This window comes from Pseudomonas sp. V98_8, from assembly GCF_029967975.1.
Lineage (GTDB): Bacteria > Pseudomonadota > Gammaproteobacteria > Pseudomonadales > Pseudomonadaceae > Aquipseudomonas > Aquipseudomonas umsongensis.
In genome coordinates, this window is record NZ_JASCAE010000004.1 from 147,452 (window position 1) to 161,879 (window position 14,428).

Here is a 14,428-nt window from a genome sequence, read left to right on the forward strand (position 1 = left end):
AACCGTGCATTTTTCCCGCGAGAGTGACATCACGCTAGTGGTCACAAGCTGTGGTCGCCTGGATCTGCTGAAGACTACTCTCGAGAGCTTCGATCGATTCAATACGGCCCCTATCCGTGAAGTGTTCATCACTGAGGATGCGGGTGACGAAGGCGTTCACGCAGTCATTCCAGCCAACTGGAAGGAACACTGCACGGTGTTCGTCAATCGACCCAAGCTGGGTCAACTGGCGTCAATCGACCTGGCGTACGAACACGTCAGCACGAACTACATCTTCCATTGCGAGGATGACTGGGAATTCTATCGCCCAGGGTTTGTGGAAGACTCCATGACCATTCTCCAATTGCGCCCGGAAATCCTGCAAGTGTGGCTGCGTAGCTATACTCATGATCTGCGGGTTCACAGCCCCTACATTCATTTGGGGCCGCGTGAGGTCGTCGGTGGAGTGGCTTGCCATCCAATGATTTCCGACAAGCCGCAGTGGCAGGGGTTCTCGCTGAACCCGGGCCTGCGGCGGGTAAAGGAATATCGATTGTGCGCGCCATTTTCCGGGCACGGTGGCGAGAAAGCGCTGTCACAGCGATACGCACAGCTGAATCTGACTGCCCTGACGCTTGAAGCGGACGCAGTCATGCACACCGGGTTTGGCCTGCACGTGCAAACGCCGATCGAGCGACAGCGCAAGGCGCGTCGTAGTCGGCGCGAACAGGTCAAATTCGTTTTGTTTTTGTTGTTGGGAGTCTGCATTGGCTGGACCATCAAGTAGCAACACCGCAGCTTATCCCCATTACCTTTTGTATTGGCTGCTTGCCCTATGAGTATTCTCAATGTGATGTGGGCCGGTGGCGCTCCCTTTGCCTCGATCCACAAGGTGCATCAGCAGATTCTGTCTCATGCCTTGCCCTCGGCCCCGGTGAAAACCTGGTTGCTTCAGGGAGGTGCGCGCGAATGTGGAGTGAACGTTGGTGAGATCCGGGAATGGGGGCTGACTTCTGCCCAATTGAAAGGTCGGCATTTCTGGCGATTGACCAAACCCTGGATGCGCGCCCGGTTTCACCGCGCTCTCAAGGACAGCGACGCGCGTTTGCTATTGCTTGACGGGTTGGGAGTGGCGCGCACGCTGTTGCCGATACTCAAGGGGTTGCCGCATATCCGCGTGGTGGTCATTTTCCATGGGGCGACGCGACTGCATGCAGGTGACCGAGCGCTCTTCCAGCAGCTCCCACCTTCCCAGCTGGCATTGGCTGCCGTGTCGAACACCCTCGCAACTTCCCTGAACCGTGACTTGCAGGTACCGGTCGTGACATTGCGCAGTGCCTTTGAGCCTGCCGCTTTCCATAGCGCTTTACTTCCTCGGGAAGAGGCGTTGAACCGCTTGGGCCTGTCTGTGGCCGGAGGGCCAATATTGGGAGCGGTGGGGCGCCTGGTTTCGGAGAAGGGCTTCATTTGCCTGCTCGATGCCTTTGCAGGGGCATTGCAAAAGCGCGCCGACCTGCGATTGGTCATTGTCGGGGAGGGCAGCGCCCGGGCCACGCTGCAAGCCCGAATCGATGACCTGGGACTGCGTGAGCAAGTCTTGCTGCCGGGCCATCTCGATGACGCGGCGCGTCTTTATCGTGCCTTCGACTGGGTGGCGATCCCTTCGCGGGAAGAAGGCCTGGGGTTGATCATGCAGGAGGCGGTCATGGCGGGCGTTCCGGTACTGTGCAGTGAGTTACCGGTGTTTCGCGAACAGTTGGCCGATAGCGGCTGGTATGCCCCGGTTGATGACGTGAGTGCGTGGCGAGAAGCGATCTTGCGAGCGTTCAGTGTCTCTGCCGAAGCGGTCGCTGCTGAACAATTCCAGGCGTTAGCGCCGGATCAAGCCTGGCTGAGCTTCAGCCAGACCGCCCGTGCGCTACTCTCATGATGGCAATACTGCCTGCTCCAATGCCTGCATCGGAAAGGTGTCGTTCAGGTTCTCGCGCGCAATATAGCGAGCGAAATGCTGCAGGTTTCGCTTGATCAAGTGGCGAGGCAATGGGGCTCGCAGGAACCGCATGTCAGCCACGTCAATCAGTCCCATACGATTGTCGGGCGTGATCACGATGTTGCCCAGATGCAGTGAGCGGAAGTAAATCCCCGATTGATGGAGGCTGCGTATCAGTCCGGCCAGTTCGGGCAAGGCTTGCGGCCAGTTGAATCCGTCCTTGCTGGCGACCTGGCGCAGGGTCTGGCCTGGCAATGGCTGGTACAGCACGGCTGTCATGCCCGGCGCCTGCAGTCGGTAATACTGCAGGACCTGCAAGGTCGGCACACCGAGCTTTTGCAGTTCGAGCGCGTTGTCGATAAAGCGTTTCGAGTATGGACGAAACAAGGCAGAGGAAAAAATACGCTTGCGGCGAAATAGTTTGAGGATATTCCCATCTTGCAACAGGTAGACTTTTGGCCCGTAACTGTCGGCCTCGAGTACTTTGGCACCGTCAATCAATTGATCTAGGGCTGCTTGAGGAAGCCGGGAACATTGCATCGTAGAAAGCCTTGTTGGAAGAACGGGGCACAGTGGCGGGCAATGATGCCGAAAAAATTCAGCTTTAACCATGTCGGGTTGGGTAGGCGAACGCTTACAGGAGCAATTTGATGCAAGAAACTCGTTGGGCGCAAGCATGGATGGCAGTAGGTCTTTTGTGGTTTTTGTTGGCCATCGCCATTGCGCCTACCAACAAGCTCTATCAACAAGGCTTGGTGGCGTTTCTCTGGTTGCCTGCAATCATCTTCTGCTGGCCCGCGCGGGCCCGGCTTCGGGAATTATTCCATGACCAGCGCTGGATCTACCTGCCGTTGCTCGGGCTGGTGATCTGGTCACTGCTCAGCCTTTCCTGGTCGAATACCCCTGACCTGGAGCGCGCAGCCAAGCGTGTGCTGTACGTCGTGGTATTCCTGTTGTTTTTCCCGCTATTCGCCAGTGCCCGTCCCGAGCGCGTGATCCGCATCATGCAGTGGGGAGGTATAGGGTTGGCTGTCACTGCATTGGTGGCGATCGTCAAATTTTATGGGATGCAAGGCAACGCCTGGAGTTCACGTGTGGAAGGGTTGGGCGAATTGGCCCATCCGATTCTGGGCGGCTACGTCATCGGGCTGGCTGCGGTGTGGCTGGTGCTCTGGGCGCCACGTACTGGCGTGATGCAGGTGGTTTGTGCCGTTGCGTTGGGTTTCCTGGGGGTATTCGTTCTGCTCAGCCAGAGCCGCGGCGCTGCCTTGGCAATGTTTCTCACGATACTTGCCATGCCAATCTGGTGCCGTGACCGGCGCAGTCGCATCATTGCGGCGGCCGCACTGATTGTCGCCATGCTTGCGTTCTGGCTTTTCGAATCCCTGGTACTGGCGCGCGGCGCTTCTTATCGCCCGCAGATCCTGTTGGCCAGTCTGCAAATGATCGCCGAGCACCCATGGCGGGGCCTGGGCCTTGGCAGTCACTACACGGTGTTTGCCGATGGGCAGTATTTTGACCACGCGCACAACCTGTTCACCCATGTGGCCATCGAATTGGGCCTGCCGGGATTATTGTTGTGGGCTGCGACCTGGATCGCTGTACTGCGCGAAGCGTGGAAGGTTAGGGAAACACTCTATGCCAAGGGAATCATCGGCATATGGCTTTTCTCTACCCTGGCGATGCAGTTTGACGCCGCCAGCCTGAATGGCACGCCAAGGGCTGAATGGTTTATCAGCTGGTTGCCCATTGGCCTGGCCAGTGTTTTGGTATGGGCGCGGGCCAATCCTGACGCTTGTGATAAAATTTCGCGTTCTTCCTAACCAGTGAGCTCTACGATGAGTGACGCACCGCCCAAAGCGGGACAGGACTCCAGCCTGAAAATCTATTTTCGGCTGTTGGGTTATGTAAAACCTTATCTCGGCCTTTTCTTGCTGAGTATCGTGGGCTTCGTGATCTTTGCCTCCACACAGCCGATGCTGGCGGGGATTCTCAAGTATTTCGTCGATGGCCTGAGCAATCCTGAAGCGGTGCTCTTTCCCGATGTCCCCTACCTGAAAGACTTGCAGCTGCTGATGGCCGTGCCATTGCTGATCATCCTGATCGCGGCGTGGCAAGGCCTGGGCTCTTTCCTCGGTAACTATTACCTGGCGAAGGTGTCATTGGGGCTGGTGCATGACCTGCGCGTCGAGTTGTTCAATAAATTGCTGGTGCTGCCGAATCGCTACTTCGATACCCACAATTCCGGGCATCTGATCTCGCGAATCACGTTCAACGTGACCATGGTGACCGGTGCCGCCACCGATGCCATCAAGGTAGTTATCCGCGAAGGCCTTACCGTGGTCTTCCTGTTTGCCTACCTGCTGTGGATGAACTGGAAACTGACCCTCGTGATGCTGGCGATCCTGCCGCTGATTGCACTCATGGTGGGCAATACCAGCAAGAAATTCCGCAAGCAGAGCAAGAAGATCCAGGTGGCGATGGGCGACGTGACCCATGTGGCTTCCGAGACTATCCAGGGTTATCGCGTAGTGCGCAGTTTCGGTGGCGAGAGCTACGAAGAGCGGCGTTTTGCCGAAGCCAGCCAGGGCAACACCGACAAGCAACTGCGCATGACCAAGACCGGTGCGGTCTATACGCCGATGTTGCAGCTGGTGATCTACACCGCCATGGCCGCGCTGATGTTCCTGGTGTTGTTCCTGCGTGGTGATGCAACCGCCGGTGACCTGGTGGCCTACATCACTGCGGCGGGTCTGTTGCCCAAGCCGATCCGGCAGTTGTCGGAAGTCAGTTCGACCATTCAGAAAGGTGTCGCGGGTGCCGAAAGCATTTTCGAGCAACTGGACGTTGAGCCGGAAGTCGACAACGGAACCGTTGAGCGTGATCGCGTCAACGGCTATCTGGAGGTGCGCAACCTGAGCTTCACCTATCCAGGCACCGAGCGTGAGGTGCTGAAGAACATCAGCTTTACCGCCGCGCCTGGACAGATGATCGCCCTGGTGGGTCGCTCTGGCAGCGGCAAATCGACTCTCGCCAGCCTGATACCGCGCTTCTACCATCATGAAGTCGGTGAAATCCTGCTCGACGATGTCGAAATCGAAGACTATCGCTTGCGCAATTTGCGTCGGCACGTAGCGCAAGTTACACAGCATGTGACCCTGTTCAATGACACCATCGCTAACAATATCGCCTACGGCGATTTGGCTGGCGCACCTCGCGAAGACATTGAAAAGGCTGCCGCGGACGCCTATGCAATGGATTTCATCGCGCAGATGCCACAAGGCCTGGATACCCAGGTCGGGGAAAACGGCGTACTGCTGTCCGGCGGTCAGCGCCAGCGCCTGGCGATTGCCCGGGCCTTGTTGAAAAATGCTCCGTTGCTGATTCTCGACGAAGCAACCTCGGCACTTGATACCGAGTCCGAGCGCCATATTCAGGCAGCGCTGGATCAAGTCATGAAGGGGCGTACCACGCTGGTCATCGCTCACCGGTTGTCGACTATCGAAAAGGCCGACCTGATCCTGGTGATGGACCACGGCGAAATCGTCGAGCGTGGCACCCACGCCCAGTTGCTGGCGCAAAATGGCTACTATTCGCGGCTGCACGCGATGGGGCTCGATACGCCGGCCGAAGACATCGCCTGATACCGACATCAGGGTGAGCCAGACTCACCCTGTGTTAATATCGCGCCCCTGTTCATTTTGTATGTGGGTTGCTCCATGAAGTTGTCCATGCCGCGATTCGATCAAGCCCCTGTCTTGGTGGTCGGCGATGTCATGCTCGACCGTTACTGGCATGGTGGTACCTCACGGATTTCCCCTGAGGCGCCAGTACCGGTGGTCAAGGTCGATCACATCGAGGACCGCCCGGGCGGTGCCGCCAACGTTGCGTTGAACATTGCCGCCCTCGGCGCACCGGCCTCGCTGGTCGGAGTGACCGGCGACGATGAAGCCGCCGACAGCCTGGTCAATAGCCTCAAGGGTGCCGGTGTGCGCGCGTTGTTCCAGCGCATTGCCCACCAGCCGACCATCGTCAAGCTGCGGGTCATGAGTCGTCACCAGCAATTGCTGCGCATCGACTTCGAAGAACCCTTCGCCACCGACGCTTTGGCGTTGTCCGTGCAGGTCGATGAATTGCTCGAAGGCATCAAGGTGCTGGTACTGTCCGACTACGGCAAGGGCGCGCTGAAAAACCATCAGGCGTTGATCCAGGCCGCCCGTGCCCGAGGCATTCCGGTGCTGGCGGATCCCAAGGGCAAGGACTTTTCCATTTATCGCGGTGCAAGCCTGATCACGCCGAACCTCAGCGAGTTCGAAACCATCGTCGGGGGGTGCGTCGATGAGCATGATTTGGTGAACAAAGGCGCGAAGCTGATGCACGACCTGGACCTGGGCGCCTTGCTGGTGACCCGTGGCGAGCACGGCATGACCTTGCTGCGCCCGGATCATCCGGCTTTGCACCTGCCGGCACGTGCCCGTGAAGTGTTCGACGTGACCGGTGCTGGCGATACGGTAATTTCCACTTTGGCAGCGGCGATTGCTGCTGGCGAGGAACTGCCACACGCAGTGGGCCTGGCCAACCTGGCGGCAGGCATCGTGGTCGGCAAGCTCGGTACGGCGGCTATCAGCGCGCCGGAATTGCGGCGTGCCATCCAGCGCGATCAGGGTTCAGAGCGCGGTGTGCTGGGCCTGGAGCAGCTGTTGCTGGCAGTCGATGATGCGCGTGCGCATAACGAGAAGATCGTTTTTACCAACGGTTGCTTCGACATCCTGCATGCCGGGCACGTGACGTACCTGGAGCAAGCACGCGCTCAAGGTGATCGCCTGATCGTTGCGGTTAACGACGATGCGTCGGTCAGCCGCTTGAAAGGGCCTGGCCGTCCGATCAACAGTGTCGACCGACGCATGGCGGTGCTGGCAGGCCTGGGCGCCGTCGATTGGGTGATCAGCTTCGCTGAGGGCACACCGGAGAACTTGCTGCGCGAGGTGAAGCCGGACGTGCTGGTCAAGGGTGGGGACTACGGGATTGACCAGGTGGTCGGTGCAGACATCGTGACCGCTTACGGCGGGACGGTGAAAGTGCTGGGGTTGGTGGAAAACAGCTCCACGACTGCCATTGTCGAGAAGATCCGCCAGTCTGAATGATGCGCTGATCATTCCCACGCTCTGCGTGGGAATGATCAGGGGCGTGCGGCCTTGCGCGGTACGATCTTCTTCAGCAACTGCTTTGCCTTCCCACGCAACCGCGCCAATCCCGAATCCTTCGCTGGAGGCGTCAAGCCCTGCTGCCGTACCCAGTCCTTCCAGCGAATCCGCTCATCTTTCACCAGCCAGCCTTCCTGCCTGGCAAAGCTTTCGGCCAGGTACAGTCCACGGGTGCTCGCTGGGTGCAGTTGATCCTTTTTCAAGGTGTAGAGCTCGGCCAAGGGATGGCCATCCTTCAATGGCATCAGGTACAGATCCGGGCGCTTGCGATCCAGGCGGGCCACCAGTTGATCGCCTTCCAGTCGTTCGTCGACGTGAAACAGGCTCAGGGATTTGGCTTCCTTGGGGACCTCCAAGCGTAAATCGTAAATCAATTGCAGCGATGCGGTTGGCAAGTGCACATAGGCCCGAGGCCGTTCGATCAGTGGCAGGTTGGCGCAGCGAACCGGACGCGCCGAGCCGGACAGCGGCGACAGGCGAAACGGCAGGGCTTCGCGGTAGTGCAGTGCGCTCGAATAGGGGGCGGGTAACCAAGTGTCGATGAAGCGCCCACCGAGCCAGCCTTCCGGGGTTTCCAGCAGGCATTCTTCGGCGATTTCCTGAATGGCGGTGTGCAGCGGCAGGTTCAGCTCGTGGGCGGGCACGTAGCCGGAAATCAGCTTGAGCACCACGTCGCCGCGATCCTGCCGCCGTTGACGTACCAGCACCCAGTAATCGCGATTCTGCCAATGCAGTGTCAGGCGTACAGAGACTCCAAGGTTGGCCAATTCAAGGGAAAACCGTTCCGTATCGGCGACGCTTACCGGGCGTCGACGTTGCAGGATCTGGGCGAAATTCAACGGTCTCCCGACGCTCTGGTAACTCAGGCCTTCGGGAGTCGCTTCGACGAATAACGGCAGGGTCTTGAAGTTGCTCGGGTTCTTTCTAATGAGCGTACGCGGCATGTCGGCTCCTGCTTTAGGCCGCGTGAGGCGGCATCAGTTGCTACGTAGGACCTGTGCAACGGTCGCCACGTTATGGGCGAGGTGCAGCGGATTGATCGTTCCGACAATAGCGCTGGCCACACCGGGATGTTCGAACAACAATTGGAAACTGGCGCGCACCGGGTCCACCCCTGGACTCAGGCACACATGACCGCTGGCGAGGGCTTTTTTGACCAGAATGGCTTTGCCATGAGCAGCAGCATAGTCAATGACCGCTTTTTCGCTTTGCTCGTTCAGATTGTAGGTGACCATTGCGCAATCACCTTGCTCCAGCGCCTTCAAGCCGCCTTCGACTGTCTTGCCGGAAAAGCCAAAGCCACGGATCTTGCCTTCGGCCTTGAGCGCGGCGAGCGTGGCATAGACTTCGCTTTCATCGAGGATCGCCAGGTCGTTGCCGTCGGAGTGCACCAGCACCAGGTCGATGAAGTCAGTCTCAAGGCGTTGCAGGCTGCGTTCGACAGAGAGACGGGTGTGCGCGGCGCTGAAATCGTGGCGGGACTGACCGTCGGCAAATTCTTCGCCGACCTTGCTGACGATCACCCAATCCTGACGCTGACCACGCAACAATGGGCCAAGGCGCTCTTCGCTGCGGCCATAGGCCGGCGCGGTGTCGATCAGGTTGATACCCAGGTCGCGCGTGAGCTTGAGCAACATCCGCGCTTCATCGTCGTCGGGAATCTGGAAGCCATTGGGGTACTTCACGCCTTGGTCGCGGCCGAGTTTTACCGTGCCCAGGCCCAGGGGCGATACCAGCAGGCCGGTGCTGCCCAGGGGACGATGCAAGTCGTGCAGAGTCGGTTGGCTCATGGCAGCAATTGCTCCCAGGCCGGGATGGCCATCGGCGGTTTTGGCAGTGGCGGCAAAGCGGTGACCGGACCCGGTTGAATGCCATCGCGGTCAAGGCTGGCGATGACGCGGTCGGCGAAGTCCGGCGCCAGGGCCAGTTTGGTTGGCCAGCCCACCAGCAGGCGACCTTCCTCGGCCACGAAGGCGTTGTCGGGACGTGTCAGCCCCGATTGCAGTGGTTCCGCACGGTCTACACGCAACGTTGCCCATCGCGCTGTGCTGAGGTCGATCCATGGCAATAACTGGCCAAGTTCTTTCTGCGCGGTGGCGATTTGTTCGGCCGGCTCACGATTCACGCCTTCGGTTTCAGCGATATCGCCGCCCAGGTACCAGACCCACTGGCCATCGGCCGCCGGGTGCGTGGTCACGGTGATGCGTGGTTTGGTTCCACCGCCCAGGCAATGGGCGTACAGCGGTTTGAGGCTTGGGCCTTTGGCGATGATCATGTGCAGCGGGCGGCGTTGCATGGCGGGCTGGGTCAGCCCCAACGCTTCGAGCAACGCCGCCGTTCCGCCTCCGGCGCTCAAGACGATGCGTTGGGCGCGGATTTCGCGCTCGTCCACCTTCAGGCCAATCAGCACGCCACCCTCCAGCAGCGGCTCGATCTTCTGGCCGGCGAGCAGGCCATCGCCCGCGAGGTCGGCCAGGCGCTGGATCAGGCTTGGTACGTCGATCACCAGTTCCGCCAGGCGATAGACCTTGCCCTTGAAGCGTTTGTCCTGGAGGGCCAGCGGCAGTTGATCGCCCTTGACCTGATCGACTCGACCGCGCACGGCTTTGCTGGCGAAGAAGCTGGTGAGGTTGCCGGCGATGGTTCCCGGGGACCAGAGGTAATGCGCCTCAGACAGCAGGCGCACGCCCGAAAGATCCAGTTCGCCATTCCCGGCCAGGGCTTCACGCCAGCGACGCGGCATGTCGGCGATGGCTTCCGAGGCGCCGGTCAGGGCGCCATGCAGAGCGTACTTGGCGCCGCCATGGATGATCCCCTGGGACTTCACACTTTGCCCGCCGCCGAGGCTGGCGCTTTCCACCAGCACGGTCGAGAAACCCTGGCGACGCAGGCGCGCATTCAGCCAGAGGCCAGCAACACCAGCGCCGACAATGAGAACGTCGGTGGAAATAACGGATGGCATGCAGCGACCTCAGTGTTCAAGACGAGGTCGCAGTATACAGAGCTCAGACGATCTTTTTCCTCAATGCCCTGCAGTCTTGGAGAACAGCTGAATCACCACAACCCCCAGCACAATCATCGCCATCCCCAGCATCGCCGGCACATCCAGCTTCTGCCCGTAGATGAACAACGCCGCGACGCTGACCATCACGATGCCCATGCCGGCCCATACCGCGTAAGCGACGCCCACCGGCACGCTGCGCACCACCAGGGTGAGCATCCAGAAAGCGATACCGTAGCCGACGATGACCAGCAGTAGCGGCAACGGCGTACTGAAGCCCTTGACCGCTTTCATTGAAACAGTGGCAATCACTTCGGCGCAGATGGCAATGGCCAGGTAGTAGTAAGCGGTCATGGTTCAATCCTCGTATGAAGTGTTGCCTGTTGAGTTCGGCATTCTAGAGATTCTCCAGATGCGGTAAAGTCATTACCTATCTGTTATGAAGATGGGTTTGTCGATGCAATGGAATCTTGAACAACTGCGTTTATTCGTCGGTGTGGCGGAGCAGCGTTCGTTTTCTGCCGTGGCACGGGACCAGCGCAAAGCCCAGTCGGCGGTTAGCAGCGCGATAGCACTGCTGGAGGAAGACCTGGGTGTGAGCCTGTTCGATCGCAGTAGCGGTCGCCAGCCGAAACTCACCGAGGCCGGCAACGCTTTGCTGGAAGAAGCGCGAGAAGTGCTGCGCCAATGCGAGCGTCTCAATGGCCGGGCGCTGGCGATGATGCGCGGCCAGGAAGCTCGCTTGCGCCTGGCGCAGGACGAGGCCATGCCGTACCAGCCGGTTATCGAAAGCTTTGAAGCCCTGGCGGAAAAATTTCCCAGCCTTGAAGTGCAACTGACCAGCGCCGCCCAAGGCGATGTGGCGCGCAAACTGGTGGAGCGGCGGGCCGACCTGGGGCTGTTGTTTTATCACGATCAAATTCCTGAAGCCCTGGAACGGCGGGTATTGGGCAGCGTTGAGATGGTCACGGTGTGTGGCGTCGGGCATCCGTTGGCGGCGAAGGCCGAAGTGAATTGCCAGGAACTGGCGCAGCATCGCCAGTTGCTGATGTCCACGCAGTCCAGCATTTACCCCGGCAGCGAACCGGCCAGCCCGCAGGTCTGGCGGGCCGACAGTTTTTACGTGATGGCCGAATGGCTGGTACGCGGCCTCGGCTGGGCCTGGCTGCCCCGGCACGTGGTGCAGTACTCGGCATACCAGGGCTTGATCGTCGAATTGGCCAGCGAATGGACCCCGCCGGCCTTGGTGGTTGAGTTGGTGTGGCGCCGCGATGAGCCACTCGGGCCGGCCGCTCGATGGTTGGCGGAGCGTTTTGCCGTGCATTTGCAGGCGATCGGTGAAAAAACCGATAAACTCCGCCGCCATGAATAGAACTCTCTACACCGCGCTGTTTTACCTGGGGCTGCCATTGGTGGCGATTCGTCTGTGGCTGCGCTCGCGCAAGGCACCGGCCTATGCCAAGCGCATCGGCGAGCGTTTCTCCTACGGGATGCCGACGATGAAGCCCGGTGGGATCTGGGTACATGCGGTGTCTGTAGGCGAAAGCATTGCCGCCGCACCGATGATTCGGGCCTTGCTGCAGCGTTACCCACAACTGCCGATCACCGTGACCTGCATGACGCCGACCGGCTCGGAGCGCATCCAGGCGTTGTTCGCCAACGAACCGCGCATCCAGCACTGCTATTTGCCGTACGACTTGCCGTGCGCCGCCAAGCGTTTTCTTGATCGGGTCCGGCCGAAGCTGGCAGTGATCATGGAAACCGAGCTCTGGCCCAACCATATCCATCAATGCGCCAGGCGGGGGATTCCCGTGGCCCTGGCCAATGCTCGACTGTCTGAACGTTCGGCCAGGGGCTATGGCCGCTTCGGTAAGCTCACCGGGCCGATGTTGAGCGAGATGAGCCTGTTCGCGGTGCAGACCGAGGCCGAGGCCCAGCGTTTTCGTGAGTTGGGTGCGCGGGCGGAAACCGTTGAAGTCACCGGCTCGATCAAGTTCGACCTGACCATCGATCCGCAACTGTTGCAACGTGCCGCCGAGTTGCGCGGGCAATGGCAGGCACTGGAACGCCCGATATGGATCGCCGCCAGTACCCATGATGGCGAAGACGAGGTGGTACTGGCGGCCCATCGCCAGTTGCTGGCGAGCCATCCCGACGCCTTGCTGATTCTGGTGCCGCGCCATCCCGAGCGTTTCAACGCGGTATTCGAACTGTGCCGCCAGCAGGGTTTTGCCACGGTGCGGCGTTCCAGCGCAGAAGCGGTCACCGCCACCACGTCGGTGCTATTGGGTGACACCATGGGCGAACTGTTGTTTCTCTACGCCCTGGCCGACAGCGCATTCGTTGGCGGCAGCCTGGTGCCTAATGGCGGGCATAACCTGCTTGAGCCGGCGGCTTTGGCCAAGCCGGTGCTCAGTGGCCCGCACCTGTTCAACTTCCTTGAAATTGCCGCGCAGTTACGCAGTGCCGGCGCATTGCTGGAGGTTGAGGATGCACAAGGGCTGGCGGTGGCGGTGCAGCGGCTGTTCGAATTTCCGCGGGATGCGCAGCGGATGGCCGAGGCGGGGTTGAAGGTGATGCGCACCAATCAGGGGGCGTTGCAGCGGTTGCTGGATGGACTAGGCCGTTTAATTGACCGCTAACCTGCAGGAGCCGGCTTGCTGGCGATGGCGTTGTTGAAATCGCCCTCGCCAGCAAGCCGGCTCCTACAGTTTTTCAGGGGCGGGCCTTGAGCTGTTCCGCCGCAGCCTTCGCCAGGTCCGGCGGCAGGAAGTCCTTGTCCGGGTTGTAGTTGGGGTTGAGCCAACGTGCCAGATCCTGCAGATCCCCCGGGTTCAATGTTCCGGCCTGCTGCTTCAAGCGCAGGTTGTCGAGGATGTAGTCGTAGCGGGTGTTGTTGTAGTCGCGTACCGAGGTGTAGAGCGAACGCTGCGCATCCAGCACGTCGACGATGTTGCGCGTACCGACCTGATAACCGATTTCCGTCGCTTCCACAGCACTCTGGTTGGAGATGATCGACTGCTTGCGCGCCTGCACCTGCTCGACGTCAGTATTCACCGCACGGTGCAGGTCGCGGGTGTTTTCGACGATTTGCCGGCGCAGGGATTCGCGTTGCTGTTCGGTCTGGTCCAGTTGCGCATAAGACTGGCGCACCTGGGAGTTGATCAGGCCGCCGCTGTAGATCGGGATGTTCAATTGCAGGCCCACGGTGGTTTGCTCGACGTTACCGCCATAAGCCTGGGGAAAGCCGTTCGGGTTGCTGAAACCCAACGCATCGTTGTCGCCTTTTTCGTACTGCGCCACCGCGTCGAGGGTCGGCGCATGGCCGGCCTTGCGCTGCTTGAGGGTTTGCTCGGCGGCGCTGACGGCGTAGTTACTGGCCAGCAGGTTGAGGTTCTGCTTGGCCGCGGTTTCAACCCAGGCCTTGGCGTCGTTCGGTGCCGGCGGCAGGATCGGCAAGTTGTGGCTGATGCCCTGGATCGAGTTGTACTGGCGGTTGGTCAGTGTCACCAGGGCTTCGAAGGCATCATCCACCTGGCGCTGGGCAACGATGCGGTTGGCGCGCGCGGTGTCGTAACTGGCTTGTGAGTTGAGCACGTCGGTCTTGTCCGAGAGCCCGACATCGAAGCGTTCGTTGGACTGATCGAGTTGACGCTTGAACGCGGCTTCCTCGGCCTTGGTCGAGGCCAGGTTGTCCTGGCTGCGCAACACGTTGAAGTAGCTGTCGGCGGTCTGCAGGATCAGGTTCTGCTGGGTCGCCGAGAGTTGCAGCGCAGCCTGTTCATTGACGTCCTTGGCGGCCTGGAACTGGAACCAGCGATCGGCGCGGAAAAGCGGCTGCGCCAGGGTTGCCTGGTACGAATGCGCATTGCGGTTGGTCGTGGCCGAAGGCTGGTCGATGGCCGTGCGTACGCTGGCGACATTGGCGCCGCCCGACAGGTTGGGCAGCAAGCCGGCGCGGGCCTGGGGCACGACTTCCTTCTGGGCGCCATATTGGGCGATGGCGGCGGCGAGGTCGGCGTTGTTGTTGACCGCTTCCTGATAGACGCTGACCAGATCGGTCTTGGTCGATAAGGGCGCTTCTGCTGCCCAGGCCATTCCATTGGACGCACAAGACACGGCAAGGGCCAGTGAGAGTTTGCGCAGCATGAGGCGATCCCTAAAAGATTATGCTGATAATTTGAGCGCCAAGGCTACGGCGCGGCACCTGCAGCGTCAATGCGCAGCGTGGCCGTAGCGAGTGTAGTTGCGCGT

At 60.1% G+C, this 14,428-nt stretch carries 13 protein-coding genes; 7 read left to right on the forward strand and 6 right to left on the reverse strand.

From position 1 onward, the window contains the following. Positions 1 to 4: 4 nt before the first annotated feature. Together QLG10_RS04575 and QLG10_RS04580 are read left to right on the forward strand one after the other, a co-directional pair. Positions 5 to 766 carry a glycosyltransferase family 2 protein gene (locus tag QLG10_RS04575; RefSeq protein ID WP_110754060.1) on the forward strand — a complete coding sequence of 254 codons (762 nt, stop codon included), beginning with the start codon at positions 5 to 7 and terminating at the stop codon, positions 764 to 766. A 48-nt stretch (positions 767 to 814) separates the two neighbouring features. Then, the gene (locus tag QLG10_RS04580) at positions 815 to 1,909 is read left to right on the forward strand and encodes a glycosyltransferase (RefSeq protein WP_110754058.1); all 1,095 of its coding nucleotides are present in this window, start codon (positions 815 to 817) and stop codon (positions 1,907 to 1,909) included. Here the strand turns inward: QLG10_RS04580 and QLG10_RS04585 are convergent. After that, positions 1,904 to 2,509 (reverse strand): serine/threonine-protein kinase, encoded by a 606-nt coding sequence (locus QLG10_RS04585; protein WP_110754056.1) that lies wholly within the window; start codon positions 2,507 to 2,509, stop codon positions 1,904 to 1,906. The genes QLG10_RS04580 and QLG10_RS04585 overlap by 6 nt on opposite strands. 110 nt (positions 2,510 to 2,619) lie before the next feature. Here QLG10_RS04585 and QLG10_RS04590 point away from each other — a divergent pair, with 110 nt between their 5' ends. The 3 genes from QLG10_RS04590 (at position 2,620) to hldE (ending at position 7,113) form a co-directional block, all read left to right on the forward strand. Then, entirely contained in the window at positions 2,620 to 3,792 is a 1,173-nt protein-coding gene (locus QLG10_RS04590; RefSeq protein ID WP_110754054.1) for an O-antigen ligase family protein, read from the forward strand. 15 nt (positions 3,793 to 3,807) lie between these two features. Beyond that, complete coding sequence (gene msbA / locus QLG10_RS04595; RefSeq protein ID WP_110754052.1) at positions 3,808 to 5,613, forward strand: lipid A export permease/ATP-binding protein MsbA; 1,806 nt, start codon at positions 3,808 to 3,810, stop codon at positions 5,611 to 5,613. 75 nt (positions 5,614 to 5,688) lie between these two features. Continuing rightward, the gene (gene hldE, locus QLG10_RS04600) at positions 5,689 to 7,113 is read left to right on the forward strand and encodes a bifunctional D-glycero-beta-D-manno-heptose-7-phosphate kinase/D-glycero-beta-D-manno-heptose 1-phosphate adenylyltransferase HldE (RefSeq protein WP_110754050.1); all 1,425 of its coding nucleotides are present in this window, start codon (positions 5,689 to 5,691) and stop codon (positions 7,111 to 7,113) included. Positions 7,114 to 7,148: 35 nt separating this feature from the next. Here hldE and QLG10_RS04605 read toward each other — a convergent pair whose 3' ends face one another. From QLG10_RS04605 to QLG10_RS04620, 4 genes are read right to left on the reverse strand one after another with little or no spacing between them, the layout of a single operon-like run. Then, entirely contained in the window at positions 7,149 to 8,117 is a 969-nt protein-coding gene (locus QLG10_RS04605; protein WP_110754048.1) for a metal ABC transporter ATPase, read from the reverse strand. Between the two features lie 33 nt (positions 8,118 to 8,150). After that, positions 8,151 to 8,963 carry an aldo/keto reductase gene (locus QLG10_RS04610; protein ID WP_110754047.1) on the reverse strand — a complete coding sequence of 271 codons (813 nt, stop codon included), beginning with the start codon at positions 8,961 to 8,963 and terminating at the stop codon, positions 8,151 to 8,153. Continuing rightward, complete coding sequence (locus QLG10_RS04615; RefSeq protein WP_282485781.1) at positions 8,960 to 10,135, reverse strand: FAD-dependent oxidoreductase; 1,176 nt, start codon at positions 10,133 to 10,135, stop codon at positions 8,960 to 8,962. Before QLG10_RS04615 ends, QLG10_RS04610 begins: the two co-directional genes overlap by 4 nt. 60 nt (positions 10,136 to 10,195) lie before the next feature. After that, positions 10,196 to 10,528: a multidrug efflux SMR transporter gene (locus QLG10_RS04620; protein WP_008055699.1), complete on the reverse strand. Its 333-nt coding sequence runs from the start codon at positions 10,526 to 10,528 to the stop codon at positions 10,196 to 10,198. A 103-nt stretch (positions 10,529 to 10,631) separates the two neighbouring features. Here QLG10_RS04620 and QLG10_RS04625 point away from each other — a divergent pair, with 103 nt between their 5' ends. Both QLG10_RS04625 and waaA read left to right on the forward strand, forming a co-directional pair. Continuing rightward, a complete protein-coding gene (locus tag QLG10_RS04625) occupies positions 10,632 to 11,546 on the forward strand; it encodes a LysR family transcriptional regulator (RefSeq protein ID WP_248678177.1) in 915 nt (304 codons plus the stop codon). After that, on the forward strand, positions 11,539 to 12,816 hold the full coding sequence (gene waaA, locus QLG10_RS04630) for a lipid IV(A) 3-deoxy-D-manno-octulosonic acid transferase (RefSeq protein WP_282485788.1): 1,278 nt from the start codon (positions 11,539 to 11,541) through the stop codon (positions 12,814 to 12,816). Before QLG10_RS04625 ends, waaA begins: the two co-directional genes overlap by 8 nt. A gap of 73 nt (positions 12,817 to 12,889) precedes the next feature. Here waaA and QLG10_RS04635 read toward each other — a convergent pair whose 3' ends face one another. Next, positions 12,890 to 14,323, reverse strand: a complete 1,434-nt coding sequence (locus tag QLG10_RS04635; protein WP_179056868.1) for a TolC family outer membrane protein — start codon at positions 14,321 to 14,323, stop codon at positions 12,890 to 12,892. Positions 14,324 to 14,428 lie beyond the last annotated feature (105 nt).

Bases quoted from the DNA above. Each gene is read 5' to 3' on its own strand.
- QLG10_RS04580 (WP_110754058.1), top strand. From the start codon at position 815: ATGAGTATTCTCAATGTGATGTGGGCCGGTGGCGCTCCCTTTGCCTCG.
- QLG10_RS04585 (WP_110754056.1), bottom strand. From the start codon at position 2,509: ATGCAATGTTCCCGGCTTCCTCAAGCAGCCCTAGATCAATTGATTGAC.
- QLG10_RS04590 (WP_110754054.1), top strand. From the start codon at position 2,620: ATGCAAGAAACTCGTTGGGCGCAAGCATGGATGGCAGTAGGTCTTTTG.
- msbA (WP_110754052.1), top strand. From the start codon at position 3,808: ATGAGTGACGCACCGCCCAAAGCGGGACAGGACTCCAGCCTGAAAATC.
- hldE (WP_110754050.1), top strand. From the start codon at position 5,689: ATGAAGTTGTCCATGCCGCGATTCGATCAAGCCCCTGTCTTGGTGGTC.
- QLG10_RS04605 (WP_110754048.1), bottom strand. From the start codon at position 8,117: ATGCCGCGTACGCTCATTAGAAAGAACCCGAGCAACTTCAAGACCCTG.
- QLG10_RS04610 (WP_110754047.1), bottom strand. From the start codon at position 8,963: ATGAGCCAACCGACTCTGCACGACTTGCATCGTCCCCTGGGCAGCACC.
- QLG10_RS04615 (WP_282485781.1), bottom strand. From the start codon at position 10,135: ATGCCATCCGTTATTTCCACCGACGTTCTCATTGTCGGCGCTGGTGTT.
- QLG10_RS04620 (WP_008055699.1), bottom strand. From the start codon at position 10,528: ATGACCGCTTACTACTACCTGGCCATTGCCATCTGCGCCGAAGTGATT.
- QLG10_RS04625 (WP_248678177.1), top strand. From the start codon at position 10,632: ATGCAATGGAATCTTGAACAACTGCGTTTATTCGTCGGTGTGGCGGAG.
- waaA (WP_282485788.1), top strand. From the start codon at position 11,539: ATGAATAGAACTCTCTACACCGCGCTGTTTTACCTGGGGCTGCCATTG.
- QLG10_RS04635 (WP_179056868.1), bottom strand. From the start codon at position 14,323: ATGCTGCGCAAACTCTCACTGGCCCTTGCCGTGTCTTGTGCGTCCAAT.